This window comes from Occallatibacter savannae, assembly GCF_003131205.1.
Classification (GTDB): Bacteria; Acidobacteriota; Terriglobia; order Terriglobales; family Acidobacteriaceae; genus Telmatobacter; species Telmatobacter savannae.
This window is the reverse complement of record NZ_QFFY01000008.1, coordinates 41,050-60,162: the sequence shown is the minus strand read 5'-3', so window position 1 is coordinate 60,162 and position 19,113 is coordinate 41,050. Positions and strand designations below refer to the sequence as shown.

Genomic DNA, 19,113 nt, shown 5'->3' with positions numbered 1-19,113 from the left:
CCGTGGAGCCCTGAATCCAACGCACAGCAGGGGAAAACAGACTCGCTGAACTGTCTTTGCTGAAAGTGCTCTGATTCTAACCCAAAAGATGCCCGGGACAAGGCGGAAGTTGCTTTTCTTCACCGCACGAGAGTGGAATGCGCATCAGCGCTCCGGCAGGCTCACGGCCATCGCGTCCAGCGAAAGCGAGCGCAGCAGATTGCGTCGCATTCCCTGCTCCACCTGCACCACGGCGCGGGATGCCGCTTCGATCCAGTCGACGGTGAGCCCCTGGCCCATGCGTTCCAGTTCCGCCCTTAGATCGAGATTGCGAATCAGGTCCGGAGTTCCCGCCACCACCAGCAGCAGATCTTCGAGCAAACTCCCCAGCGCCCGCAGCAGGTTGATCGTCTTCTCCTGCCCGTCGGCCCCGCCGCGATACGTCTCCGTTGCCCGAAACAGCTCCGAGTAGTCGGGGTCGCGCAGAGTCGTCTTCAGCACCAGCAGTGCATCCTTCCGGCTCGCGAGGTACGCCTCCAGATCGAGGTTCAGCGCCCGTCCCACCGCACCCTCTGCCAGGCGCGCCGCCAGAGCGCGCTGCGGGGCCTTGAGCTCCGGCCGCCGCTCCGCCAGCAGCTTCTCAATCTCCGCCGCCGGCAGCGCTCCCAGCCTATAGAGCATCGCCCGCGAGCGAATCGTCGGCAGCAGCTCATGCGGATTCTCTGTCAGCAAGACCAGCGACGTACCCCGCGGCGGTTCTTCCAGGATTTTGAGGAGGCTGTTCGCTGCCTCTTTCATGAACGCCGAACAGGTGAAGATAAAGAACGCCCGCCGCGCCTCGACCGGAGGCCGGTAGAACGCCGCATGAATCACCTCGCGCACCTGCCCCAGCTTGATCATCAGCTGCGGAGGGTCGGGCGGAATAATCAACACATCGGGATGCGTCTGGATCAGGATGCGCGTCTCGCGCTTGTCAGCATCGCGCATGTCATCCCGCGCCGCCACGGCTTCGGCCAAGCGCTCTTCCAGGTTCCGAGCCTCAGCGATCCGCGTGCAGTTGGCGCAGTGTCCGCAGAAGTCCGGCAGCCCGTCCGACTCGGCATTCTCCAGGCAATTCACGGCCTGCGCCAGCATCAGGGCCAGCGCGTACTTTCCTGCGCCCTTGGGGCCCGCCAGTATCAGCCCCTGCGGAAAATGCCCGCTTCGAGCGCACTCCCGCAGCCGCCTTACCGTCGCCGCATTGCCATGAAAGCTCTCAAATCCCACGTCTAGAGTTTACCGTCCGTGACGATTGCGAAATCCACCACACCGATCGGGGCCGCATCATAGAACTTCCCGATCCGGGTGCCTCTCGTGCCTCGCATTTGGGCACCGGGGAAAAGGCCTCGTGTCTCAGGGCACGGCTTTCAATCGTGCCGAAAGGAGGCGCAAAATAGTCCGGACCTTAGCCCCAAAAGGACTTAGCTTTCGGATCGACAGTTATTGTCTGTCCGCTCTTCCGTGCCAGCAACTGCTTTCGCCGGCGAACGAAACTTTCCAGAAGCATCGCACAGCAGAACTGACCGGAAGAAAAAACGATACCCATCGTGAAGGGTACTAGCGCTTGTGCCAGCCGTTCAGCCATAGACGGCAAACTCGCCGCCTTAGCAGTTGAGATACCTGCTAGTACGTCAGTCGCATTCCAGGAGAGCACAAGCAACGCAAGCAGGAATGTCAGGTGGGAGAAGTTTCTGATTGATCGAATCCGCGCACGGCAAGTCTCCCATAGAGTCTCGGCATCCGATTCGATGAAGGCTTCTCGCTTCTGAGCCCGAGCAGTCTTTCGAAGGTCCCAGACGAGCCAGACCGCCTGAGCTATTGTCCTAAGCAGCACATACAGGAGATAGAGAAGAAATAGGTTTACGAACCACGGAACGTGGACCTCGAAGCCGACTGCTTCAAAGGACACCGTCTGCTCTTCTTGCAACGTGCGCTCCTGTGATTCAGCATTGCCAGCTAAGTAGGGCTAGTCTATTAGACACCGGCAGTTCGCAACGTGTTCCTGGCAGTTCGTCGGGGATCATCAGTCCCGCCCCACCATCCTCACCATCACCCCATTCTTCGGCCGCAGCGTAATCTTCGGTTGCAACTCTATCTTCTGCCCCTCCACCAGCTCCACCCGCCACCGCTGTGCCAGCGTCACCAGCGTCAACGTCGCCTCCATCCACGCAAACGACTCGCCGATGCACTGCCGCCCCCCGCCGCCAAACGGAAAATACGCAAACCGCGGCCTGCCCGCCTTCGCGTAAGGCGTGAACCGCTCCGGACGAAACCGCTCCGGCTCGGGAAACCACCTGGGATCGCGCTGCACAATGTACTGGCTGAAGAACACCATCGTGCCTTTCCGCAGACGGTAAGGCCCGATCGATACATCCTCCAGCACCTCGCGCCCCATGGCCCACGCCGGCGGATACATCCGCATCGACTCCGACAGCACCATCGCCGTGTACTCAAGCCGCGGCATGTCTTCCAGCGTCGGCAGCCGCCCACCGAGAACTGCGTCTATCTCAGCATGAAGCCGCGCCTGCGCGTCCGGATTCTGCCCGAGCAGCAGCCACGTCCACGAGAGCGCATTCGCCACCGTCTCAAACCCCGCCAGAAACAGCGTCAGCACCTGGTCGCGCAACTCCTCTGAAGTCAGCCGATGCCCGCTGCCGCCCGCTTCATCATCCCGCGCCGCCACCAGCATCGACAGCAGATCTCCATGATCTGCCGAACCCGATCGCGACCCGGCCTCCGCCAGCCGCGACCGGATCATCCCATCCACCACCTCATCCAGCCGCTTCTTCGCCGCCCTGAACTGCCGCATCTTGGGCAGCGGCGAGTTCAGCAGCAACTCCGCCCGTGGCAGCGCGACGAGGAAGTAGTAGAGATCCATGATGACGTTCACCTCGTCGTTGATCGCGTGGATCTCCGGCGTCACTTCCGTATCGAACAGCGTGCGCGCCACCACCTGCAGCGCCAGCCGCATCATCTCGGCCGCAATGTCGAACTCCACACCCGCCTGCCACTGCTCGCGCACCTCCGCCGCGATGCTCACAATCTGCCCGGCATAGCCCTCGATCCGTCGCCTGTGAAATGCCGGAGCCGCAATCCGCCGCCCCCGCCGGTGCGTCTCGCCATCGGACGTAATCAACCCCTCGCCCAGCAGGATCTTCATACGCTTCTGCGTCCGGTCCTTCCCGAAGAACGCAGCCTTATCGATCAGCACCTCGCCGATGTCCGCCGGATCGTTGAACAGCACAACATCGTTCCACAGGATGCGATAGTGCGCTGCCCGCCCATAGCGCCTCAGATACTCGAACAAGAGAATCGGATTCTGCGGATCGAACCACCTATGGAACCGGTAGAAGGGCAAATTCATCCGCAGCCCCGGCGGATACCGGTATCGCCCACGCCGCACCACCGGCGTCTCGCCCTGCTCTCCCACGGCGCGCGGAATGGATTCGCTCAGTCCCACGGTTCGAGTCTATTGCACCTTCACCTCGCCCATCTGCGGCGCTTTCATCTCACAAAACCCGCAACTTCTGCACCCTCTCCACACCTTTACGAGTCCAAAAGGAGATTGGAACATCGAAGCCATGCAGCAAGGGCCGGGTGCCCCATGTCTCCCGGTTTTGGAGACGTGGGAACAGATGAAGTCCGTTGAAGAAGCGTCCTGACCTCCACCTCTACCCTCCCCGTACAATAGCCACAGGACCCGATGCCGGAAGCCGAGCAAAAACCCCGCCAAGCCGATGCGAAAAAGCCCGATCCGCACACCGGGGCCGCCCAGAAACCCGATGAAGATCCCGTCGGCAAGGTATACGACTCCCGCCTGATCAAGCGCCTCGGCGCCTATCTCAAGCCCTACTGGTGGCAGGCCACCGTCTCCTCCATCTCCATCAGCCTCCGCTCCATCACCGACATTGCCGGCCCCTTCCTCCTCATGGTCGGCATGGACCGCTACTTCCCCACCGACAAGGGCCCCTCCGGCGCAACCCTGCTCAGCCACGAAGGCGGCCCTACGGCGATTCTCCTTCGTCATCTACCCGCAGACCCCATGCAGGGCATCACGCGGCTCGCCCTCATCTACCTCGTCTGCCAGATCTCCGCCTATCTCTTCGAATTCGTCCAGACCTACCTCATGCAGTGGACCGGCCAGAAGATCATGTTCGATCTGCGCCGCGACATCTTCCGCCACATGCAGCGCATGCACGTCGGCTTCTTCGATACCCACGCCGTCGGCCGCCTCGTCACCCGCATCACATCCGACGTTGACGCGATCAACGAAATGTTCACCGGCGGTATCCTCGCCATCGTCGACGACTTCTTCACGCTGACCTTCATGGCCATCGTGATGCTCAAGACCAAGTGGTGGCTCGCGCTGCTCGCCTTTTCCGTCTTCCCGCTCATCCTGTGGGTCACGCGCATGTTCCGCAACAGCGTGCGCGAGAGCTATCGCCGCGTCCGCGCCGCCATCGCGCGCATCAACAGCTTCACCCAGGAACACGTCAGCGGCATGTCCGTCGTGCAGCTCTTCAATCGCGAGCAGCGCGCCTACAAGGACTTCGAAGGCGTCAACCGCCTCCACATGATCGCCTTCAAAGACACCATCTTTGCCTACGCGCTCTACTACCCGGCCGTCGAAATCCTCTCCTCCATCGCTATCGCGCTCGTCATCTGGCGCGGTGGCTTCGGCGTCATCTCCGGCACCGTCACCATCGGCATGTTGGCCGCCTTCAATATGTATTCGCAGCGCTTCTGGCGACCAATCCAGGACCTCAGCGACAAATACAACATCCTTCAGGCCGCCATGGCCGCGTGCGAACGCATCTTCAAGCTGATGGATACGGAGCCGGAGATCGTCAGCCCCGTGAATCCCAAATCCGGCGACGGGTCGAATCGGATCGAGTTCCGCCACGTCTGGTTCACTTATCAGAAGCTGACGCTAGAGCAGCGAGACCTCATCAACAGCCTGACTGACTCGCCCGATCTCGCCGGCCACCTCGCCGCAATGACCGACGTCGAGTGGATCCTCAAAGACGTCTCCTTCACCATCGAGCCCGGCCAGACCATCGCCATCGTCGGCCACACCGGCGCCGGCAAAACGACGCTGACGAGCCTGATGATGCGCTTCTACGACGTCACTGCCGGATCCATCCGCCTCGATGGCGTCGACCTTCGCCAGCTCGATCTCGCCGCTCTGCGCAGCCACTTCGCCGTCGTTCTTCAGGATCCGTTCCTGTTTGCCGGAACCATCGCCGAAAACATCCGCTTCGGCAACGACGCCCTCACGGATGCCGCGCTGACGCAGGCAGCGAACGACGTCAACGTTCTCGACTTCATCGAGTCGCTCCCCAACAAGTTCAACGAGCCCGTCCGCGAGCGCGGCAACTCCCTCTCCACCGGCCAGAAGCAGCTCATCAACTTCGCGCGCGCCCTCGCCTACAATCCGCGCATCCTCATCCTCGACGAAGCCACTTCCAGCGTCGACACCGACACTGAACTTCGCATCCGCGGGGCTCTCGACCGCATGGTCGAGGGCCGCACCAGCGTCCTTATCGCGCACCGCCTCTCCACTGTGCAGCGCGCCGACACCATCCTCGTCATGCATAAAGGCCAGTTGCGCGAAATGGGATCGCACCAGCAGCTCCTCGCCCAGCGCGGCCTCTACTGGAAGCTCTACCAGCTCCAGTACAAAGACCAGGAGATCACCCCTCCCGCCCTGGGCTCCCCTTCCATCGAACCCGCGATTTCGTAAAGCGAACTGCACGAACCCGCAATCCCCTAGCCCACGTTCATCAGCTAATCAAGCGTGTCATTTCGACCGGAGATCGCCGCAGGCGACCGCAGCGGAGAAACCTGCAGTTGCTCTTCAGAAAGTCCGCCTCTGCCTGAACCCGCGGAACGTGTCGCAATGGACCGCCGCCCTGGTCGGTCGGGCGCCGTTGCCAACTACCTCAATCGGAGCCAAAGTTGAATTCCCTCAATCAGCCCTTGTCCGCCGCAACAATACCGCGCCAAGCAAATAAGGCATGAGCCACGGAATTGCCGGGATGCCCGCGATGACGCCGGGCCTCGTATACCACGGCGCGGTATTCGCGGAGATCTCTGGATACGCAAGTCCCCGCACGATGATGAGCAGGCCGAGCACTGCGGCGACGGTCACGTAGGCGCCCGCAGCAGTGCGGCCAAGCAGACGAACTCGCCCCATTGCTGTCGCGAAAGCTGCAGTCGTCACATAGGTCATCACGCAAGCCACAAACTCGATTGCGCTGTAGAAGTCGACGATGATGGCCGGGGGTTGTGTCCGGTTTCCATGCAGCGCCAATGCTGTTTGCGCGAGGCTGAGATTGAGGCAGATCAGATAAGCGGCTCCAGCGATAAGGGCAGTCGCAAGGCCGATCGCCGAGCAGACGCGTTCACCTGCATCGTTCAGAACGTCCCTCGTGAGCACGAAACCGATCGTGACCAGAATCGAATTCCACACCAACACAAGAAAGCGCATGTAGTTCTCTGACGTCGTTGCTTGGAACGGCGGTCCGAGTCCCACCCACAAAAGCGAAATGATTGCCGACGGAGCGATCAGTACGAGACCAGCCAGCGCTTGTTTCCACCGCCCCTCTCCTTTCAGGTCCACTTTGCGAGGCCCAGAGAGCCATGCCGCAATTGCGACAGCAATGAAAAGGAAGACACCAAGAGTCTGAAAGATTCCCGCAATGCGGAGCGGACGCACACTGACGAACCCCACACCGACAAAAGGGAACGCGCAAAGGAAGATGTACGCTGAGCGGCGGACACTTTGGCTCATCGAGGCCTCACAGATCGAGCTTCTACCGAGGAGACTGCTGGATGGTTTTGCCATCATACCCGGGTTCGCGGACCTGGGTCGAGCTTTGCAGGTGCACCGCGCCATCGACACCAGACTCGCAAAAAGAAATCCCGGGTGCAGGTTCGCATCCCGGGAGTCCTTTGATACTCAGCTTGTCGTCGTACCCTTACGGCCCCATGCTCGATGCCGAGCACGCAGACGCCGTTGACGGCGCTGGCGGAGTCGGCGGTGTTGCCCACGGAACTGCATTGAAGTCGAAGAATTCCAGCAGATTAGGTTGTGCGGCGTCGCGGTTCGTCAGGTGAGCCGACGAATTGATGAACCGGCTCTCCACGAACTTGATCACCGCCGTGTGATCCATCGGCGTGTGCGAAACATAGTGCTTCCGCGTAAACGGCGAGATGATCATGTTCGGAACGCGGAAACCAAGCTGGGCAGCAAATCCGTACACCTGCGCTGCATCGCCGCTATGCGCTCCCGGACTGCTCGTCCGCAGATCGCAATGCTGCGTGTACTGCCCCGGTGTCGGGGGCACGCACGGATTGTACCCGTCCGGGTTTACCGCGATCGACGAGATGTCAGGGATCGACCCAAGTGAAGCGTCCGTGTTCTGGTTCGAGTGGCCCGGCACCGGCGGAACGTGATCGTAAGGACCGCCGCCTTCGTCATACGAGAAGAAGAACACCGAGTTCTGCCAGGAGGAGCTGGCCATGAACTTGTTGATGATGTTCGCCACAGAAGCCTGCCCGTTGGTGACCGGCTGCTGGGATCCCGGATGCTCGTCGCTGTTCCCGGCCTCGATAAACGCGAACGCCGGCAGCGTGTTGTTCGCCAGATCCGTGAAGTATTGTGACACCGGCGCGATGTGGCTCGTGTTGATGCAGAACGAATTGGTCGAGTCACCTACAACACTCGACGGCTGCGCTCCGTTCGTGCACGAGTTCGTGCTCGTCTTGTGATACAGGAACTGGTTTGCGTATCCGAAGTACGAAAAGATCGTGTCCGGATAGTTGTTCGAAGTCTTCGAGTAGTAGATCTTCCACGACACGCCTGCGTTGTTCAGTTCCTGGAAGATGGTCTGCGAGGTCTGCTGACCGACGTGATCGTCATTGCCCGGATCGTATGCCAGGCCCTGGGTGGTACCGCCAGAGAAGGTCGCGATCCGGTTGGGAACGCTCTTGCTCGAGATCGGCGAAAACCACCGGTCGGAAACCGCGAACTGCGAGGCCATGTAGTAGTAGTAGTTGAGGTACTGATCGTCGTAGTACCCCATGGCCCGCTCGCCCGTCGTGTCCGTGTAGGCGCCACCGCAGGTGCCGGAGGCCACGCAGCTCTTTGCGTACCCTTCCGCGGTATGGACGAAGCCATCCATGTTGATCGGCCGCGTTGTTGAGAAGTTATAGCGGTTCACGCTTCCGTAGCTGGCAAGCCAGTCGGAGCTGTCGTCATCGATACAAGTCGTGCGGAACTTGTAGAGGTAGTACTTGTCTCCCTCATCATCCATGTTGTAGGTCGTGTTGACCTTGTCCTCGATACCGTCAACCGTATAGGTCTTGCCGTCATCGCCGATGTCCCATCCCCTCGGATGGCGATAGTTGTTCAGCATGCCGAAGTAGCTGTCGAAGGAGCGGTTCTCCTGCAGCATGAAGATTACGTGCTGCGCCTTGCTCACATCGCCGCCGCCCGATGATGAACTGACCGTCACGGTCGTTTGCGCCGATGCGTTCACTCCCGAAGCATTGCTCGCTTCGGCCGTGTAGGTTGTCGTCGTCGTCGGAGTGACAGTGACTTGGCCGCCGGTCGAGGAGAGCGGGTACGAACTGCCATCCGAACCAGTCACCGTCACGCTGGTCGCATTGCTGGCGGTCACAGTCAGCACATCGGAACTGCCCGAACTGATCGAGCTGTTCTGGGCCGTGATCGACACGGTTGGATTCTGGGGGCTCGACCCTACCGTGATCGTCACCTGCGTCGACGTGCTGCCGCTCGAGTTAGTCGAAGTCGCCGTGTAGGTCGTCGTCGAGGTCGGCGACACCGTCAGGGTTCCACCGTTGTAGGGCAGCGAATACGAAGTGCCGTTCGATCCAGTCACCTTTACAGACGCAGACCGGCTCGCGGTTACAGTCAGCGTGACCGACTGCCCCGCTGTAATGTTCGTCGAACTCGCTGTCATCGAAACGACGGGATTCGAACCCGATCCGCCGCCACCCGATCCACTCACCGTGATCGTGGTCTGCGCGCTCGCGCTTCCGCTCGAGTTCGTCGCCACTGCGGTGTACGTGGTCGTAGCTGTTGGCGCTACCGTAAGCGTTCCGCCGTTGTACGGCAGAGTGTACGAGGTGCCATTCGATCCCGTTACATGGACCGAAGCCGCACTCGCCACGGTCACCGTAAGGGTGGCCGTCTGTCCGGAAGTGATGCTGTTCGAACTTGCTTTGATCGAAATGGTTGGGGCTGCTGCTAAGGCGTTGGCGGCGAAGATCGTAAGTGCAACCAAGGGGAGGAGGCGTATCAAACGCATCAGAGGGGGAATTGTTTTCACTTGGGCCTGCCTTGAGGGCTCGTGCATGTACCAGATGGCGCTCTGGGGGGCGAGGTATGTTCCTGCGATGTACATCCGTCCCATGAAATCGACGACAAGAATTGGACGGATACAAAACCCTTTGATGCTGCTCCTTCTTAGAAAGGAAGCAATCTAAAACGCCGCATTGTGGTAACCACCCCGCTTAGGCCCCGACCCCACAGCCGAAGTATCTGATCTCTCAAGAAATACCGCGATTGTTAAAAATGCACCCGTCTTTCACCCGGTTACCATTTTTCCGCTCAACAGATGGGTGCCCCCGAGCCTGCACTGAGCGAAGCCGAAGTGTCGCTCGCTTTTGGGGACCGGGGTTCCATCGTTTCGCGACCCCCGCAAAAATCGCCGCTCCATGTTCCGGGTGCCCCCGAGCCTGCACTGAGCGAAGCCCTAGCACTTGGGAACCGGTGAGATTAACCAACCCGAACTACCAGGCTCCCGGCACTTTACCAACCGCAAAAACGATGGCCGCTCCATTTCGGAGCGGCCACCTGTCCTGCATCTTCGTAGAAGCTTACCGTCCCGCAGCCACCGACGGACGCGTATCGAGCGCGCCGCTCTTGTAGCCCTCGGCCATCTTCTCGATCGGCAACGGCTTGTAGTCCTGGCCGTGTCCCGCCTGCCCGAACTGCTGCATGCGCAGAGCCACGACCTTCTTCATCGCCTCGCGCGCCGGCTTCAGATAGTCGCGCGGATCGAACTTCTCCGGCGTCTCCGCGAACACCTTGCGGATCGCACCCGTGATCGCCAGCCGGTTGTCCGTGTCGACATTGATCTTGCGTACGCCGTTGCGGATGCCCAGCTGAATCTCTTCGACCGGAACGCCCCACGTCTCCTTCAGCTTTCCACCGTACTGGTTCACGATGTCCTGCAGGTCCTTGGGAACTGACGAGCTTCCGTGCATCACCAGGTGCGTGTGCGGCAACCGCTTGTGGATCGCGATCAGCACATCCATCTTCAGCACCGATCCGTCCGGCTTCTTCGTGAACTTGTAGGCACCGTGGCTGGTTCCAATCGCAATCGCCAGCGCGTCAACGCCGGTGCGCTCCGCAAACTCAACCGCCTGGTCGGGATCCGTGATGTGTTCGAGACCCGATCCGCCCGCGCCGTGACCGTCTTCCACGCCGCCCAGAACGCCAATCTCGCCTTCCACCGTCACGCCGCGCTCGTGCGCGTAGTCCACCACGCGCCGCGTCACTTCCACGTTCTCTTCAAACGTCGACGGAGTTTTGCCGTCTTCCTTCAGCGAGCCGTCCATCATCACCGACGTGTAGCCCAGTGCAATCGCGCTCTTGCAGGTCTCAAAGCTGTTGCCATGATCCTGGTGCATCGCGATCGGAATGTCCGGATTCAGCTCCGCCGCCGCCTGGATCAGCCGGAACAAATACAGATCCTCCGCAAACTGCCGCGCGCCGCGGCTGGCCTGCACGATCACCGGCGAATTCGTCTCCTTCGCCGCCATCATGATGGCCTGGATCTGTTCCATGTCGTTGACGTTGAATGCGCCGACGCCGTATCCGCCCTTGGCGGCCTCGTCGAGGAGCTGCCGCATGGACACTAAAGGCATAGCAAATTCTCCTTCTTATGAACTTTCAAGGAATTCGGCCGCCGGGCACTGCGCGCTCAAACGGCAGGAACTGCAATCGTCCCTATGGTAGCAGAGCCGCGCAACCAAAAAGTGTGCTCAAACGCACACCGCGGCCCATCTGAAGAGGCGCCAATCCGCCCTATTCTGAACCATGCAAAGAACCTCGAGCCATCCATGCACGAACACAATGCGCTACATTAACTTCCAGTCTCCCGCTTGACGCTGCCATCCCGAGCGCACGGGGCCCCGGACGTTTTCATCAGTCTGGGGGTGGTAAGCGGCGGATCTGCTTCTCTCTTACACCATCAACTCACTGGCAAGTATCGGAGCCTGAACTTTGAAAATCCTCCTCCGTTGTCTCGCACCCCTCACCCTCCTCGCCGCGTCCCTCCCTTCCCCCGCCCAGCAAACCTGGACCGTGAAACCCGAGTGGGTCACCGCGCACGAATACTTCCTCTCCAGCGACGTGCTTGCCGGCCGCGGCTCCGCCACTCGCGATGAAGAACTCGCCGCCACCTACGTCGCATCCGAATTCGAAAGCTACGGCCTCAAAACTGCTCCAGGCATGAAGGGCTACCTGCAGTCCGCCGACATCGTCGCACCCAAACTCGACGGCCACGCTAGCCTCCAGATCGGCGACTCCACCCTCGAAGAAGGCAAGGACTTCTTCCTCTTCGCCTCGCCCGGAACCTCCGCCTCCGCCAAACTCGTCCACGTCGCCGCGGCCCAGACGCCCCGCGCCGAGATCCCCGCCGGCTCCGCGGTCCTCGTCACCGGCGCCGCCGATCCGAAAAGCCTCATGCCCGCCGTCTCCGCCCTCTACCGTTCCGGCGCGGCCATCGTCCTCGCCCCTGAAACACCCGCCCTCAGCGCTCTTCCGCAGATGGTCGGCGGAGAAACCCGCGTCAGCGTACGCCTGGCCGACGACCCGCCGCGCAAAACGCCGACCATCATCCTCATTCACACCGATGCGGCATCCAAGCTCCCGGCCGCCGACGGCGCGCAGATCGTCGTCTCTGTGCACGACACGCCACAAGCCAAACCCCGCCAGACCTTCAACGCCATCGGCTACCTCCCCGGCACCGACCCCTCCGCCGGAACCCTCCTCCTGAGCGCACACCTTGACCACCTCGGCATCGGCCGCCCCGTCGACGGCGACTCCATCTACAACGGCGCCAATGACGATGCCGCCGGAACCACCGCCGTCCTCGAGCTGGCCCACGCCCTCGCGTCAGGCGCTCCCCTCCGCCGCAGCGTCCTTTTCGTCTGCTATGGCGCCGAGGAAATCGGCGAGCTCGGCTCAACCTACTTCGGCAAGCACCCGCCGGTCCCGCTCCACGACCTCATCGCCAATCTCGAATTTGAAATGATCGGCAACCAGGATCCCAAGATGCCCGCCGGCATTCTCATGCTCACCGGCTGGGAGCGCTCCAATCTCGGCCCCACCCTCAAGGAGCACGGCGCTCTCCTCGGTCCCGATCCCTACCCCGAGCAGCACTTCTTCGAACGCTCTGACAACTACGCCCTCGCCCTCCAGGGAGTCGTCGCGCACACCGCCGGCGGCTGGGGAACCCCGCCCACCTATCACCGGCCCGACGACGACCTGCAGCACCTCGACATCGCCTTCATGACCCGCGCCATCCAGTCCCTCATCGAACCCGTCCGCTGGCTCGCCGCAAGCGACTTTCGCCCCCAGTGGAACCCCGGCGGTGACCCCAGCTCCAAAAAGTGACGTCTGTCTTGGGGTACCCCATGTCTTCCTCCGTTGGAGACGTGGGATACAAAAGTCGGGATCGGGGACTCGAGCAAACCACCCCGCACCAAGAGCGGAATTGTCAGAGCTCCGATGTTGATATAGCATTCGTCTCACACCGATGAGTCCAGAGCAAAAGGCCAGCACCGAGCTGCTCCGTCAGGAGGCCCTCGAAGCGTACCGTGAGCACTCGGCCGCGCTTCTCGCTTACGCGCGCCGGCTTACCTCGGACCCGGGACTCGCCCAGGATGCCGTGCAGGAAACCTTTCTGCGCTTCTTCCTGGTCCGGATGCAGGGCGAAACCATTCGCAACAATTCAGCGTGGCTGCATCGCGTTCTGCACAACTACATCGTGGAGACCGTGCGATCCGTTGCCGTGCAGGCATGCGTCGCGCTCACTGACGGCGCCCTGGGCGGCGCGCACGTTGAGCCCGAAACCGGCAGCATCGAGTGGGAAAGCGCCTTCAAGGCCATGCTGGCGCCCCGCGAGTTCGAGTGCCTCAAGTTGCGAACCGAGGGACTTGACTATTTCGAGATCGCAGATGCAATGTCGATTCGACCCGGAACCGTTGGCGCCCTCCTGCACCGTGTAAGCAAGAAACTGCGCCTTGCACTTAGCCGGAAAGGCGGTCGCTGATGGAACGCGGAAAGCTACCCACGAAGCCCGACCTCGCCCTTTCTCCCGCAGTTCCCGTGCAGGATCTGGTTGCCGATGAGCTCTCCCGGAAGATGCAGACCTGGAGTGAAGCCTGGTTCGGAGCCGGATCTGGCGAGACGAGCGCCGAGCAGTCCCGGCTGCGTCAGCGCCTGCTTTTCTGGTTGAAGCGTCTGCTTGGCGACGACGCGGGCACGATGTTGTCTGAAAATACACAAGACCTTTCCCTGGCGAAGTCCACGCCCTTGCTCACGGCCTTCCTTGGCCGCAAAGCCATGGTTGAAGTCTCACGGCGCGTGCTGAACGACGAATAGGCTGGCCCCATGCCGCGTGCGGTTTCATGGATATGGATGTATTGCGCCGTCCACGTTGCCCTTGGCGCAATCGCCTACGCCCACTTCCTCATCACCGGCAGCTACCAATACCTGACCTGGTATTTCGTCATCCCAGGTACGCTCTTCTTCCTGGTCACAGCAGCCGCGGAATTCTATCTCGCGTTTGAATGCCGCGCCGGCTTTGATGTTGACGAACCCATGCGCATGGTCTGGACGACCATCACCCTCACATCCTCCGCTCGATTCCTCGCAGCCACCTTGATCTTTCTCGATCACTGGCGCTTTGCCAGAGTTCCAGCGTCTCCACTGCTGGTGCTCGGATTGACGCCTCCGCAAAGCCTTGCGGAAATCGGCGAAGTCATCGGCGGACCGATCGCGATGGTGCTGCTGGCCTTCGCTCTCGGTCGCGTCCTCGCGATTCAGCGTGAGTTCGGTATTCTGCGGGGCTTGACGCGCGCAGACATCGTTCTGATCTGCCTCATCATCCTCTTCACCCTGGGCGAAGCCGCAAATATCGAGAGATATCTCGGCCCTGCGTATCCGCGCCGTTCCGTTGCCCAAGCAATCCTCTGGATGAGCGATCCCATCCTTGGGTTTCTGCTCGTCGAGGCGGTTCTCATCCGCCGCTCCGCCCATCGCATAGGAATCGGCCTCGTTTCAAAATGCTGGGGCATGTACGTCATTGCCATCATGGCGACACTGGCGGGTGACGCCGCGATCTGGGGTGCGGGTGAGGAACTGTTCACACAGAATCTCGTTCCGTTGACGTGGTACATCTGGTTCTTCGTTGCGGCGGCATACGCGAGCGCTCCTGCATACCAGCTTGCGGCCATGAAGCTGCCGCAACTCCCGCGGAGCGAGTTGAACGACAGTCAAAAAACATAAGCGCAAGTTGACGCGTCCTGTTCGGCTCCGCTTGCGATCGATGCATTCACCGCGTTGATGGTCACAGGTCCAGCCTTTTGCGTGACTATAGTGACCGCTTTCAAAGCCCTCCGGCTTTCTACCCGTAAATAAAGGGCTCTCCTGATCCCTCTTATAGAAAACTGCCCGACGTGCGAAGAGCAGAAGAGTTGGCGTGTCTTTTCCCCACAGGATTCCGATGGCTGTGCAGGGCAGTGCTCTCCACCTGCGGTGAGCAGCCCAGGAACGATTTACAGAACAACAACTCATCAGGAGCAGGTTTGACCATGGTTCACGCCTTCAGAAGAATCTTGTCTACAAACCAGTCAGCAGTTCGCCTTTTTCGAGATCAGTTTGTCTTCCACTCTGATGGCGGCGCGCTCGTCGAGATGGCGCTCGTTGTGCCCGTCATGATCATGCTCATCACGGGGATGGCGTCCTTTGGCATCGCTTTGAACAACTATCTGCTCTTGTCGCACGCCTCTGCTGTGGGCGCACGCTACCTCGCGGTCAATCAGGGCAACTTCAGCAACGGCACCACGACCAATCCATGCGCAATGGCCGCGACGCAGATCCAGGCCGCAGCCGCCGGAATAGCTGCTTCGCAGCTTTCCTATTCCATCACCCTGACGCCAACCGCATCCGGCACCGCCACCACCTACACTTCGTCGAACGGCACCTCCGGCTTCGGATCAGGTTCGGGTTGCGCCACCGGTGGAACCGCCAGCATGGGCAGCGGTGGAGGCATCGTCACTGTCTCCGTAAACCATCCGGTCATGCCCTTCGTTGTGTTCTGGAGCAATCATTCCTTGAACCTCAACGCCACCACTACGGAAGTCATTCAGTGATCTCGCCCAGAGGTCCATACCCCGGGAGGACTCCATTAATGAACTTCTGCTCGAGATTGATGCGAATACTAAACCGCCAGGACGGTCAAATCCTTGCCTGGTTCTCAGTGCTCTTGATCTTGTTCGGTGGCTTCACCGCCTTCGTCATCGACGCAGGACGCGGCATCATCGCTTATCACATGCTGCAGCAATCGTGCGATGCCGCGGCGATGGCCGGTGTTCAGCTCATGTCGGACGCAACGCAGTCGTCCACCGCTGTCACCAATCAGGCGACTCTGTACAGTTCCGTTCCAGGAAAAGTGAACGCCAACCCGTCCTTCCTTCCCAACGCGTCCATGCTGAGCGGCTACCCCAAAGTCTATTGCTCCACAACCGGGCAGAACAATGGTGTGCCTTGTGTTGCCGCCGGTGGTACAGCCAACGCAATCACGGTCGCACAGACCGTAACCATTCCCACATATTTCGGTGGATTGATCGGCATCCCTCGTCTCACCATGTCTGCCGCGTCCAGTGCGCTCATGGCAGGCGCTGCCGCTCAAAAGTACAACATCGCCATTGTCCTCGACACCACCGCCTCCATGAACTCCGCGGATCCGGGCGGCTGCACTGGCAGCGGAGTGTCGAATCCCACAAAGATCCAATGCGCCCTGCTCGGAGTGCAGACCTTGTTGAAGGGTCTTCAACCATGCACTTCAACCAGTACAAGCGGGAGTTGTACAGGCTTCGATGGTGTCAGCATCTTCACCTATCCCAACATTCCCGCCAACAAGGCCAGCCAGTTCACCACCTGCAACAGCAGCGCTCCAACTCCCGTGCCGTACACCGCCCCCACTCCCGGAGCAGCGTGGACCAATCCCGCCTGGACCAGCACCACACCGAGTTACCAGATCACCAGCGGCGGCACAAACGGGTACATGAGCGACTGGAGTTCCAATAACCAGACCGTCGGCTCGAGCGGCTCCTACAACAACAGCTCCACTCTTGCCATTGCCGCCGGCGCGGCATCAGGCTGTAAAGGCATGCAGGCCAAAGGCGGCGAGGGAACCTATCTTGCCGGCGCAATCTACGCGGCCGGTGCCTCACTCGCCGCGCAGGGACAAGCCGTAGCCAATTCAAAGAACGCTATGATCATTCTGAGCGACGGCGATGCCACTTCAAGTGCCGCTCAGTTCGACTCTTCAGTCAAACTTACAAGCACCGGCGTTTACCCATCCGCGACCGACGAGTGCCATCAGTCGATCACCGCTGCCAATTGGGTTTCCAACAACGTCCCCAATACGACCGTTTTCACCGTCGCCTACAACGCCGGCACAAGCGGAACCTGCGCGACAGACACTCCGGCGATCACCGCCTGCTCTGAGATGCAGCAGATGGCCACGGCCCCGTCCGACTTCTACGCGGACAGTTCTTCAAGCTGCCCTGGAACGAAACTGAGCCTTCCAGCCATCTTCGGCTCCATCCAAAGCCGCCTCACAACGGCCCGGCTGCTTCCCGTGGGCTCTTAGTCTCCGCTTGAGAACTATGGGCCGGCCGCGGTCTTGAAGCGGACGGCTTTTAGCCCCTGAGGGATGGTCTCCTTCGCGACCGGGCAGATCACAACTGTCTCAGCAATGGGGTTCACTCTAACCGTAGTCAACCCCGGATCCGCGAATCCTCCAGCTAACCCTTTGATTCCAAGGAGCTAAAACCTAGGCCGAATTTGCAGTTTATTGCGTCGAATTCGTCATACTTGAACCATGAACTCCAACCGTCCCTTTGTCCCTTTGTCCGTTTGTCCCTCTGCCCCTCGTCCCCTGCCTTTAAGGCCTTTCTTATGAATCACCTTGTGCGTAAGTTGAATGGGCAGACACACTTGGAGCCCCCTCCCCCTCATAAACCTCTGAAAATAGCGAACTTGTTCACAAGGTGTATAGGAGGTGGGGTACCCTCGGCAAACGCGTTGTGACAAACGAATGTCGAGCGACCAGCCAGTCCGGTGCACGAAAAACGCGGACCCGAAGGTCCGCGTCTCACTCGATGAATCCCCTAGCGCGCGAACTTCACGAACTTCCGTCCCGCATACAGCCGGAACCCGCCGCTCGGATCGGCCATCACCTGCAGTGGCGTCGGCCGCTTGATTGCTTCATCTGTCTGCGAGCCGACCGTAAACACGTCGTGCGCGCCTACGTCCGTCACCACGAACTTGTCGCCAGGAATGAAACCGACTCCATAAATCCCTGCCGGGAGGGTCTCGCTCCCGAACTTCAGCGGAATTTCGGTGATGAAGTATGCCTGGTACTTTGCAGCGACATCGCTCGAGTACCCGCTCGTATCCACCAGGGTCGACAGAACGTAGAAGCCGTCCGAGAACTTAACGCCGCCCGAGTTGCGTAGCTGCGTCGGCGCCGACTGCGCCTTGTAATACACACTGGCCGGAAGCAGCTTTTGCGTGTCCGCAGGCTTAAGAATCGTATCGCCGCCCTGCCCCAGAACCTTAATCGGTGCAGCCATCACAGCCACGCCCAGCGCCGTTGCGCACATCGCTCTCATAATTGGCTGAAACCGCATGGATAAACCCTCCCTGAAGTGGAATCGTCCGGAGTATACAGGATCGCCACCGCACCAGCCATCAACCTCTCTACCGACTCCGAAGCCGTGCCCGATTCACCCGCAGCTTCACCTCGGATGAGTGGGACGGAATCCGGAAAGCTTGTTCATGCAACCCGCCGTTCGAAAATACCCTGCATCCAACCCAACGGTATAATCGCGCTGTGTCAACGACCCCATCCACGATCGACTCAGCAACAACCAAGCTGAACGCGCTCGAAGATCGCCTTCGCTCGCTCGGCTCGCTGATGGTCGCCTATTCCGGTGGTGTCGACTCCGCTTTTCTGGCCGCCGTCGCCCACCGCGTCCTCGGCGACCGGATGCTCGCAGTCCTCGCCGACTCGCCCAGCCTCGCCCGCCGCGATATGGAGCAGGCTCGGGCTTTTGCCGAATCGCAAGGCATCCCGCTTCGCATCATCCAGACGGAAGAGCTCAGCAATCCCGACTACCAGCGCAATGACGCCAGCCGCTGCTTCCACTGCAAGACCGAACTCTTCGAAGGCATGAAGAAGCTCGGCGCCGAACTCGGATTCGCCAACATAGCCTACGGCATGAACGCCGACGACCGCCGCGACTATCGACCCGGCCAGCGCGCCGCCGAAGAACACGAAGTACTCGCTCCCCTCGCCGAAGCAGGCCTGACCAAAGACGAGATCCGCTCTCTGGCGAAGGACGCAGACTACACGCTGTGGGACCGCCCTGCCGCCCCCTGCCTCTCCTCGCGCGTCGAGTACGGCCGCACCGTGACCCGCGAAGTGCTCGATCAGATCGAACGCGGCGAGGAAAGCCTTCGCCAGCTCGGCTTCCGCGAGTTCCGCGTCCGGCACCATGGAGAAATCGCGCGTGTCGAAATCTCCCGCTCAGAAATGCCTCGCGCCATGAACATGGAGATGATGGATGCGATCTCGGCCGAGCTTCGCAAAGCCGGCTTCAAGTACGTCACTCTCGACACCTCCGGATTCCGGTCCGGCTCCCTCAATGCCGTCCTCCCCGCCGATGTCCTCCTGCGCCGCGGCGCCTGACAAACAACAAACT

General features: G+C 60.6%; 15 protein-coding genes. 8 read left to right on the top strand and 7 right to left on the bottom strand.

Annotated elements, in window-relative coordinates; translation table 11 throughout:
• Nucleotides 1–144: 144 nt before the first annotated feature.
• The 3 genes from DHV10_RS23960 to DHV10_RS23950 all read right to left on the bottom strand — a co-directional run bounded on the left by DHV10_RS23960 (nt 145) and on the right by DHV10_RS23950 (nt 3,478).
• Nucleotides 145–1,245 carry a DNA polymerase III subunit gene (locus tag DHV10_RS23960; RefSeq protein WP_109488957.1) on the bottom strand — a complete coding sequence of 367 codons (1,101 nt, stop codon included), beginning with the start codon at nt 1,243–1,245 and terminating at the stop codon, nt 145–147.
• 178 nt (nt 1,246–1,423) lie between these two features.
• Nucleotides 1,424–1,945: a hypothetical protein gene (locus DHV10_RS23955; RefSeq protein ID WP_109488956.1), complete on the bottom strand. Its 522-nt coding sequence runs from the start codon at nt 1,943–1,945 to the stop codon at nt 1,424–1,426.
• A gap of 96 nt (nt 1,946–2,041) precedes the next feature.
• Nucleotides 2,042–3,478, bottom strand: a complete 1,437-nt coding sequence (locus DHV10_RS23950; RefSeq protein ID WP_239462013.1) for a cytochrome P450 — start codon at nt 3,476–3,478, stop codon at nt 2,042–2,044.
• Nucleotides 3,479–3,721: 243 nt separating this feature from the next.
• Here DHV10_RS23950 and DHV10_RS23945 point away from each other — a divergent pair, with 243 nt between their 5' ends.
• A complete protein-coding gene (locus tag DHV10_RS23945) occupies nt 3,722–5,761 on the top strand; it encodes an ABC transporter ATP-binding protein (RefSeq protein WP_109488955.1) in 2,040 nt (679 codons plus the stop codon).
• Nucleotides 5,762–5,986: 225 nt separating this feature from the next.
• Here the strand turns inward: DHV10_RS23945 and DHV10_RS23940 are convergent, their stop codons facing one another.
• The 3 genes from DHV10_RS23940 to DHV10_RS23930 all read right to left on the bottom strand — a co-directional run bounded on the left by DHV10_RS23940 (nt 5,987) and on the right by DHV10_RS23930 (nt 10,977).
• A complete protein-coding gene (locus DHV10_RS23940) occupies nt 5,987–6,811 on the bottom strand; it encodes a hypothetical protein (protein ID WP_109488954.1) in 825 nt (274 codons plus the stop codon).
• A gap of 187 nt (nt 6,812–6,998) precedes the next feature.
• A complete protein-coding gene (locus DHV10_RS23935) occupies nt 6,999–9,374 on the bottom strand; it encodes an alkaline phosphatase family protein (protein ID WP_239462012.1) in 2,376 nt (791 codons plus the stop codon).
• A 550-nt stretch (nt 9,375–9,924) separates the two neighbouring features.
• On the bottom strand, nt 9,925–10,977 hold the full coding sequence (locus DHV10_RS23930; RefSeq protein WP_109488952.1) for a ketose-bisphosphate aldolase: 1,053 nt from the start codon (nt 10,975–10,977) through the stop codon (nt 9,925–9,927).
• Between the two features lie 358 nt (nt 10,978–11,335).
• Between DHV10_RS23930 and DHV10_RS23925 the strand changes: the two genes are divergently transcribed.
• The 6 genes from DHV10_RS23925 (at nt 11,336) to DHV10_RS23900 (ending at nt 16,997) form a co-directional block, all read left to right on the top strand.
• Nucleotides 11,336–12,730, top strand: coding sequence for a M28 family peptidase (locus tag DHV10_RS23925; RefSeq protein WP_109488951.1), 1,395 nt, complete (start codon nt 11,336–11,338; stop codon nt 12,728–12,730).
• 142 nt (nt 12,731–12,872) lie between these two features.
• Nucleotides 12,873–13,388 (top strand): RNA polymerase sigma factor, encoded by a 516-nt coding sequence (locus tag DHV10_RS23920; protein ID WP_109488950.1) that lies wholly within the window; start codon nt 12,873–12,875, stop codon nt 13,386–13,388.
• Entirely contained in the window at nt 13,388–13,720 is a 333-nt protein-coding gene (locus DHV10_RS23915) for a hypothetical protein (RefSeq protein WP_109488949.1), read from the top strand. The genes DHV10_RS23920 and DHV10_RS23915 overlap by 1 nt, the downstream gene beginning before the upstream one ends.
• Before the next feature lie 9 nt (nt 13,721–13,729).
• Nucleotides 13,730–14,626 (top strand): hypothetical protein, encoded by an 897-nt coding sequence (locus DHV10_RS23910; protein ID WP_162601856.1) that lies wholly within the window; start codon nt 13,730–13,732, stop codon nt 14,624–14,626.
• Between the two features lie 305 nt (nt 14,627–14,931).
• Nucleotides 14,932–15,492 carry a TadE/TadG family type IV pilus assembly protein gene (locus DHV10_RS23905; RefSeq protein WP_162601855.1) on the top strand — a complete coding sequence of 187 codons (561 nt, stop codon included), beginning with the start codon at nt 14,932–14,934 and terminating at the stop codon, nt 15,490–15,492.
• A gap of 59 nt (nt 15,493–15,551) precedes the next feature.
• On the top strand, nt 15,552–16,997 hold the full coding sequence (locus DHV10_RS23900; protein WP_162601854.1) for a TadE/TadG family type IV pilus assembly protein: 1,446 nt from the start codon (nt 15,552–15,554) through the stop codon (nt 16,995–16,997).
• 520 nt (nt 16,998–17,517) lie between these two features.
• Here DHV10_RS23900 and DHV10_RS23895 read toward each other — a convergent pair.
• A complete protein-coding gene (locus DHV10_RS23895; RefSeq protein WP_162601853.1) occupies nt 17,518–18,039 on the bottom strand; it encodes a hypothetical protein in 522 nt (173 codons plus the stop codon).
• A gap of 203 nt (nt 18,040–18,242) precedes the next feature.
• Between DHV10_RS23895 and larE the strand changes: the two genes are divergently transcribed.
• A complete protein-coding gene (gene larE / locus DHV10_RS23890) occupies nt 18,243–19,100 on the top strand; it encodes an ATP-dependent sacrificial sulfur transferase LarE (protein ID WP_239462011.1) in 858 nt (285 codons plus the stop codon).
• The last annotated feature ends 13 nt before the right edge of the window (nt 19,101–19,113 follow it).

Bases quoted from the DNA above. Each gene is read 5' to 3' on its own strand.
- DHV10_RS23930 (WP_109488952.1), bottom strand. From the start codon at position 10,977: ATGCCTTTAGTGTCCATGCGGCAGCTCCTCGACGAGGCCGCCAAGGGC.
- DHV10_RS23910 (WP_162601856.1), top strand. From the start codon at position 13,730: ATGCCGCGTGCGGTTTCATGGATATGGATGTATTGCGCCGTCCACGTT.
- DHV10_RS23915 (WP_109488949.1), top strand. From the start codon at position 13,388: ATGGAACGCGGAAAGCTACCCACGAAGCCCGACCTCGCCCTTTCTCCC.
- DHV10_RS23900 (WP_162601854.1), top strand. From the start codon at position 15,552: ATGCGAATACTAAACCGCCAGGACGGTCAAATCCTTGCCTGGTTCTCA.
- DHV10_RS23945 (WP_109488955.1), top strand. From the start codon at position 3,722: ATGCCGGAAGCCGAGCAAAAACCCCGCCAAGCCGATGCGAAAAAGCCC.
- DHV10_RS23905 (WP_162601855.1), top strand. From the start codon at position 14,932: ATGGTTCACGCCTTCAGAAGAATCTTGTCTACAAACCAGTCAGCAGTT.
- DHV10_RS23940 (WP_109488954.1), bottom strand. From the start codon at position 6,811: ATGAGCCAAAGTGTCCGCCGCTCAGCGTACATCTTCCTTTGCGCGTTC.
- DHV10_RS23920 (WP_109488950.1), top strand. From the start codon at position 12,873: ATGAGTCCAGAGCAAAAGGCCAGCACCGAGCTGCTCCGTCAGGAGGCC.
- DHV10_RS23895 (WP_162601853.1), bottom strand. From the start codon at position 18,039: ATGCGGTTTCAGCCAATTATGAGAGCGATGTGCGCAACGGCGCTGGGC.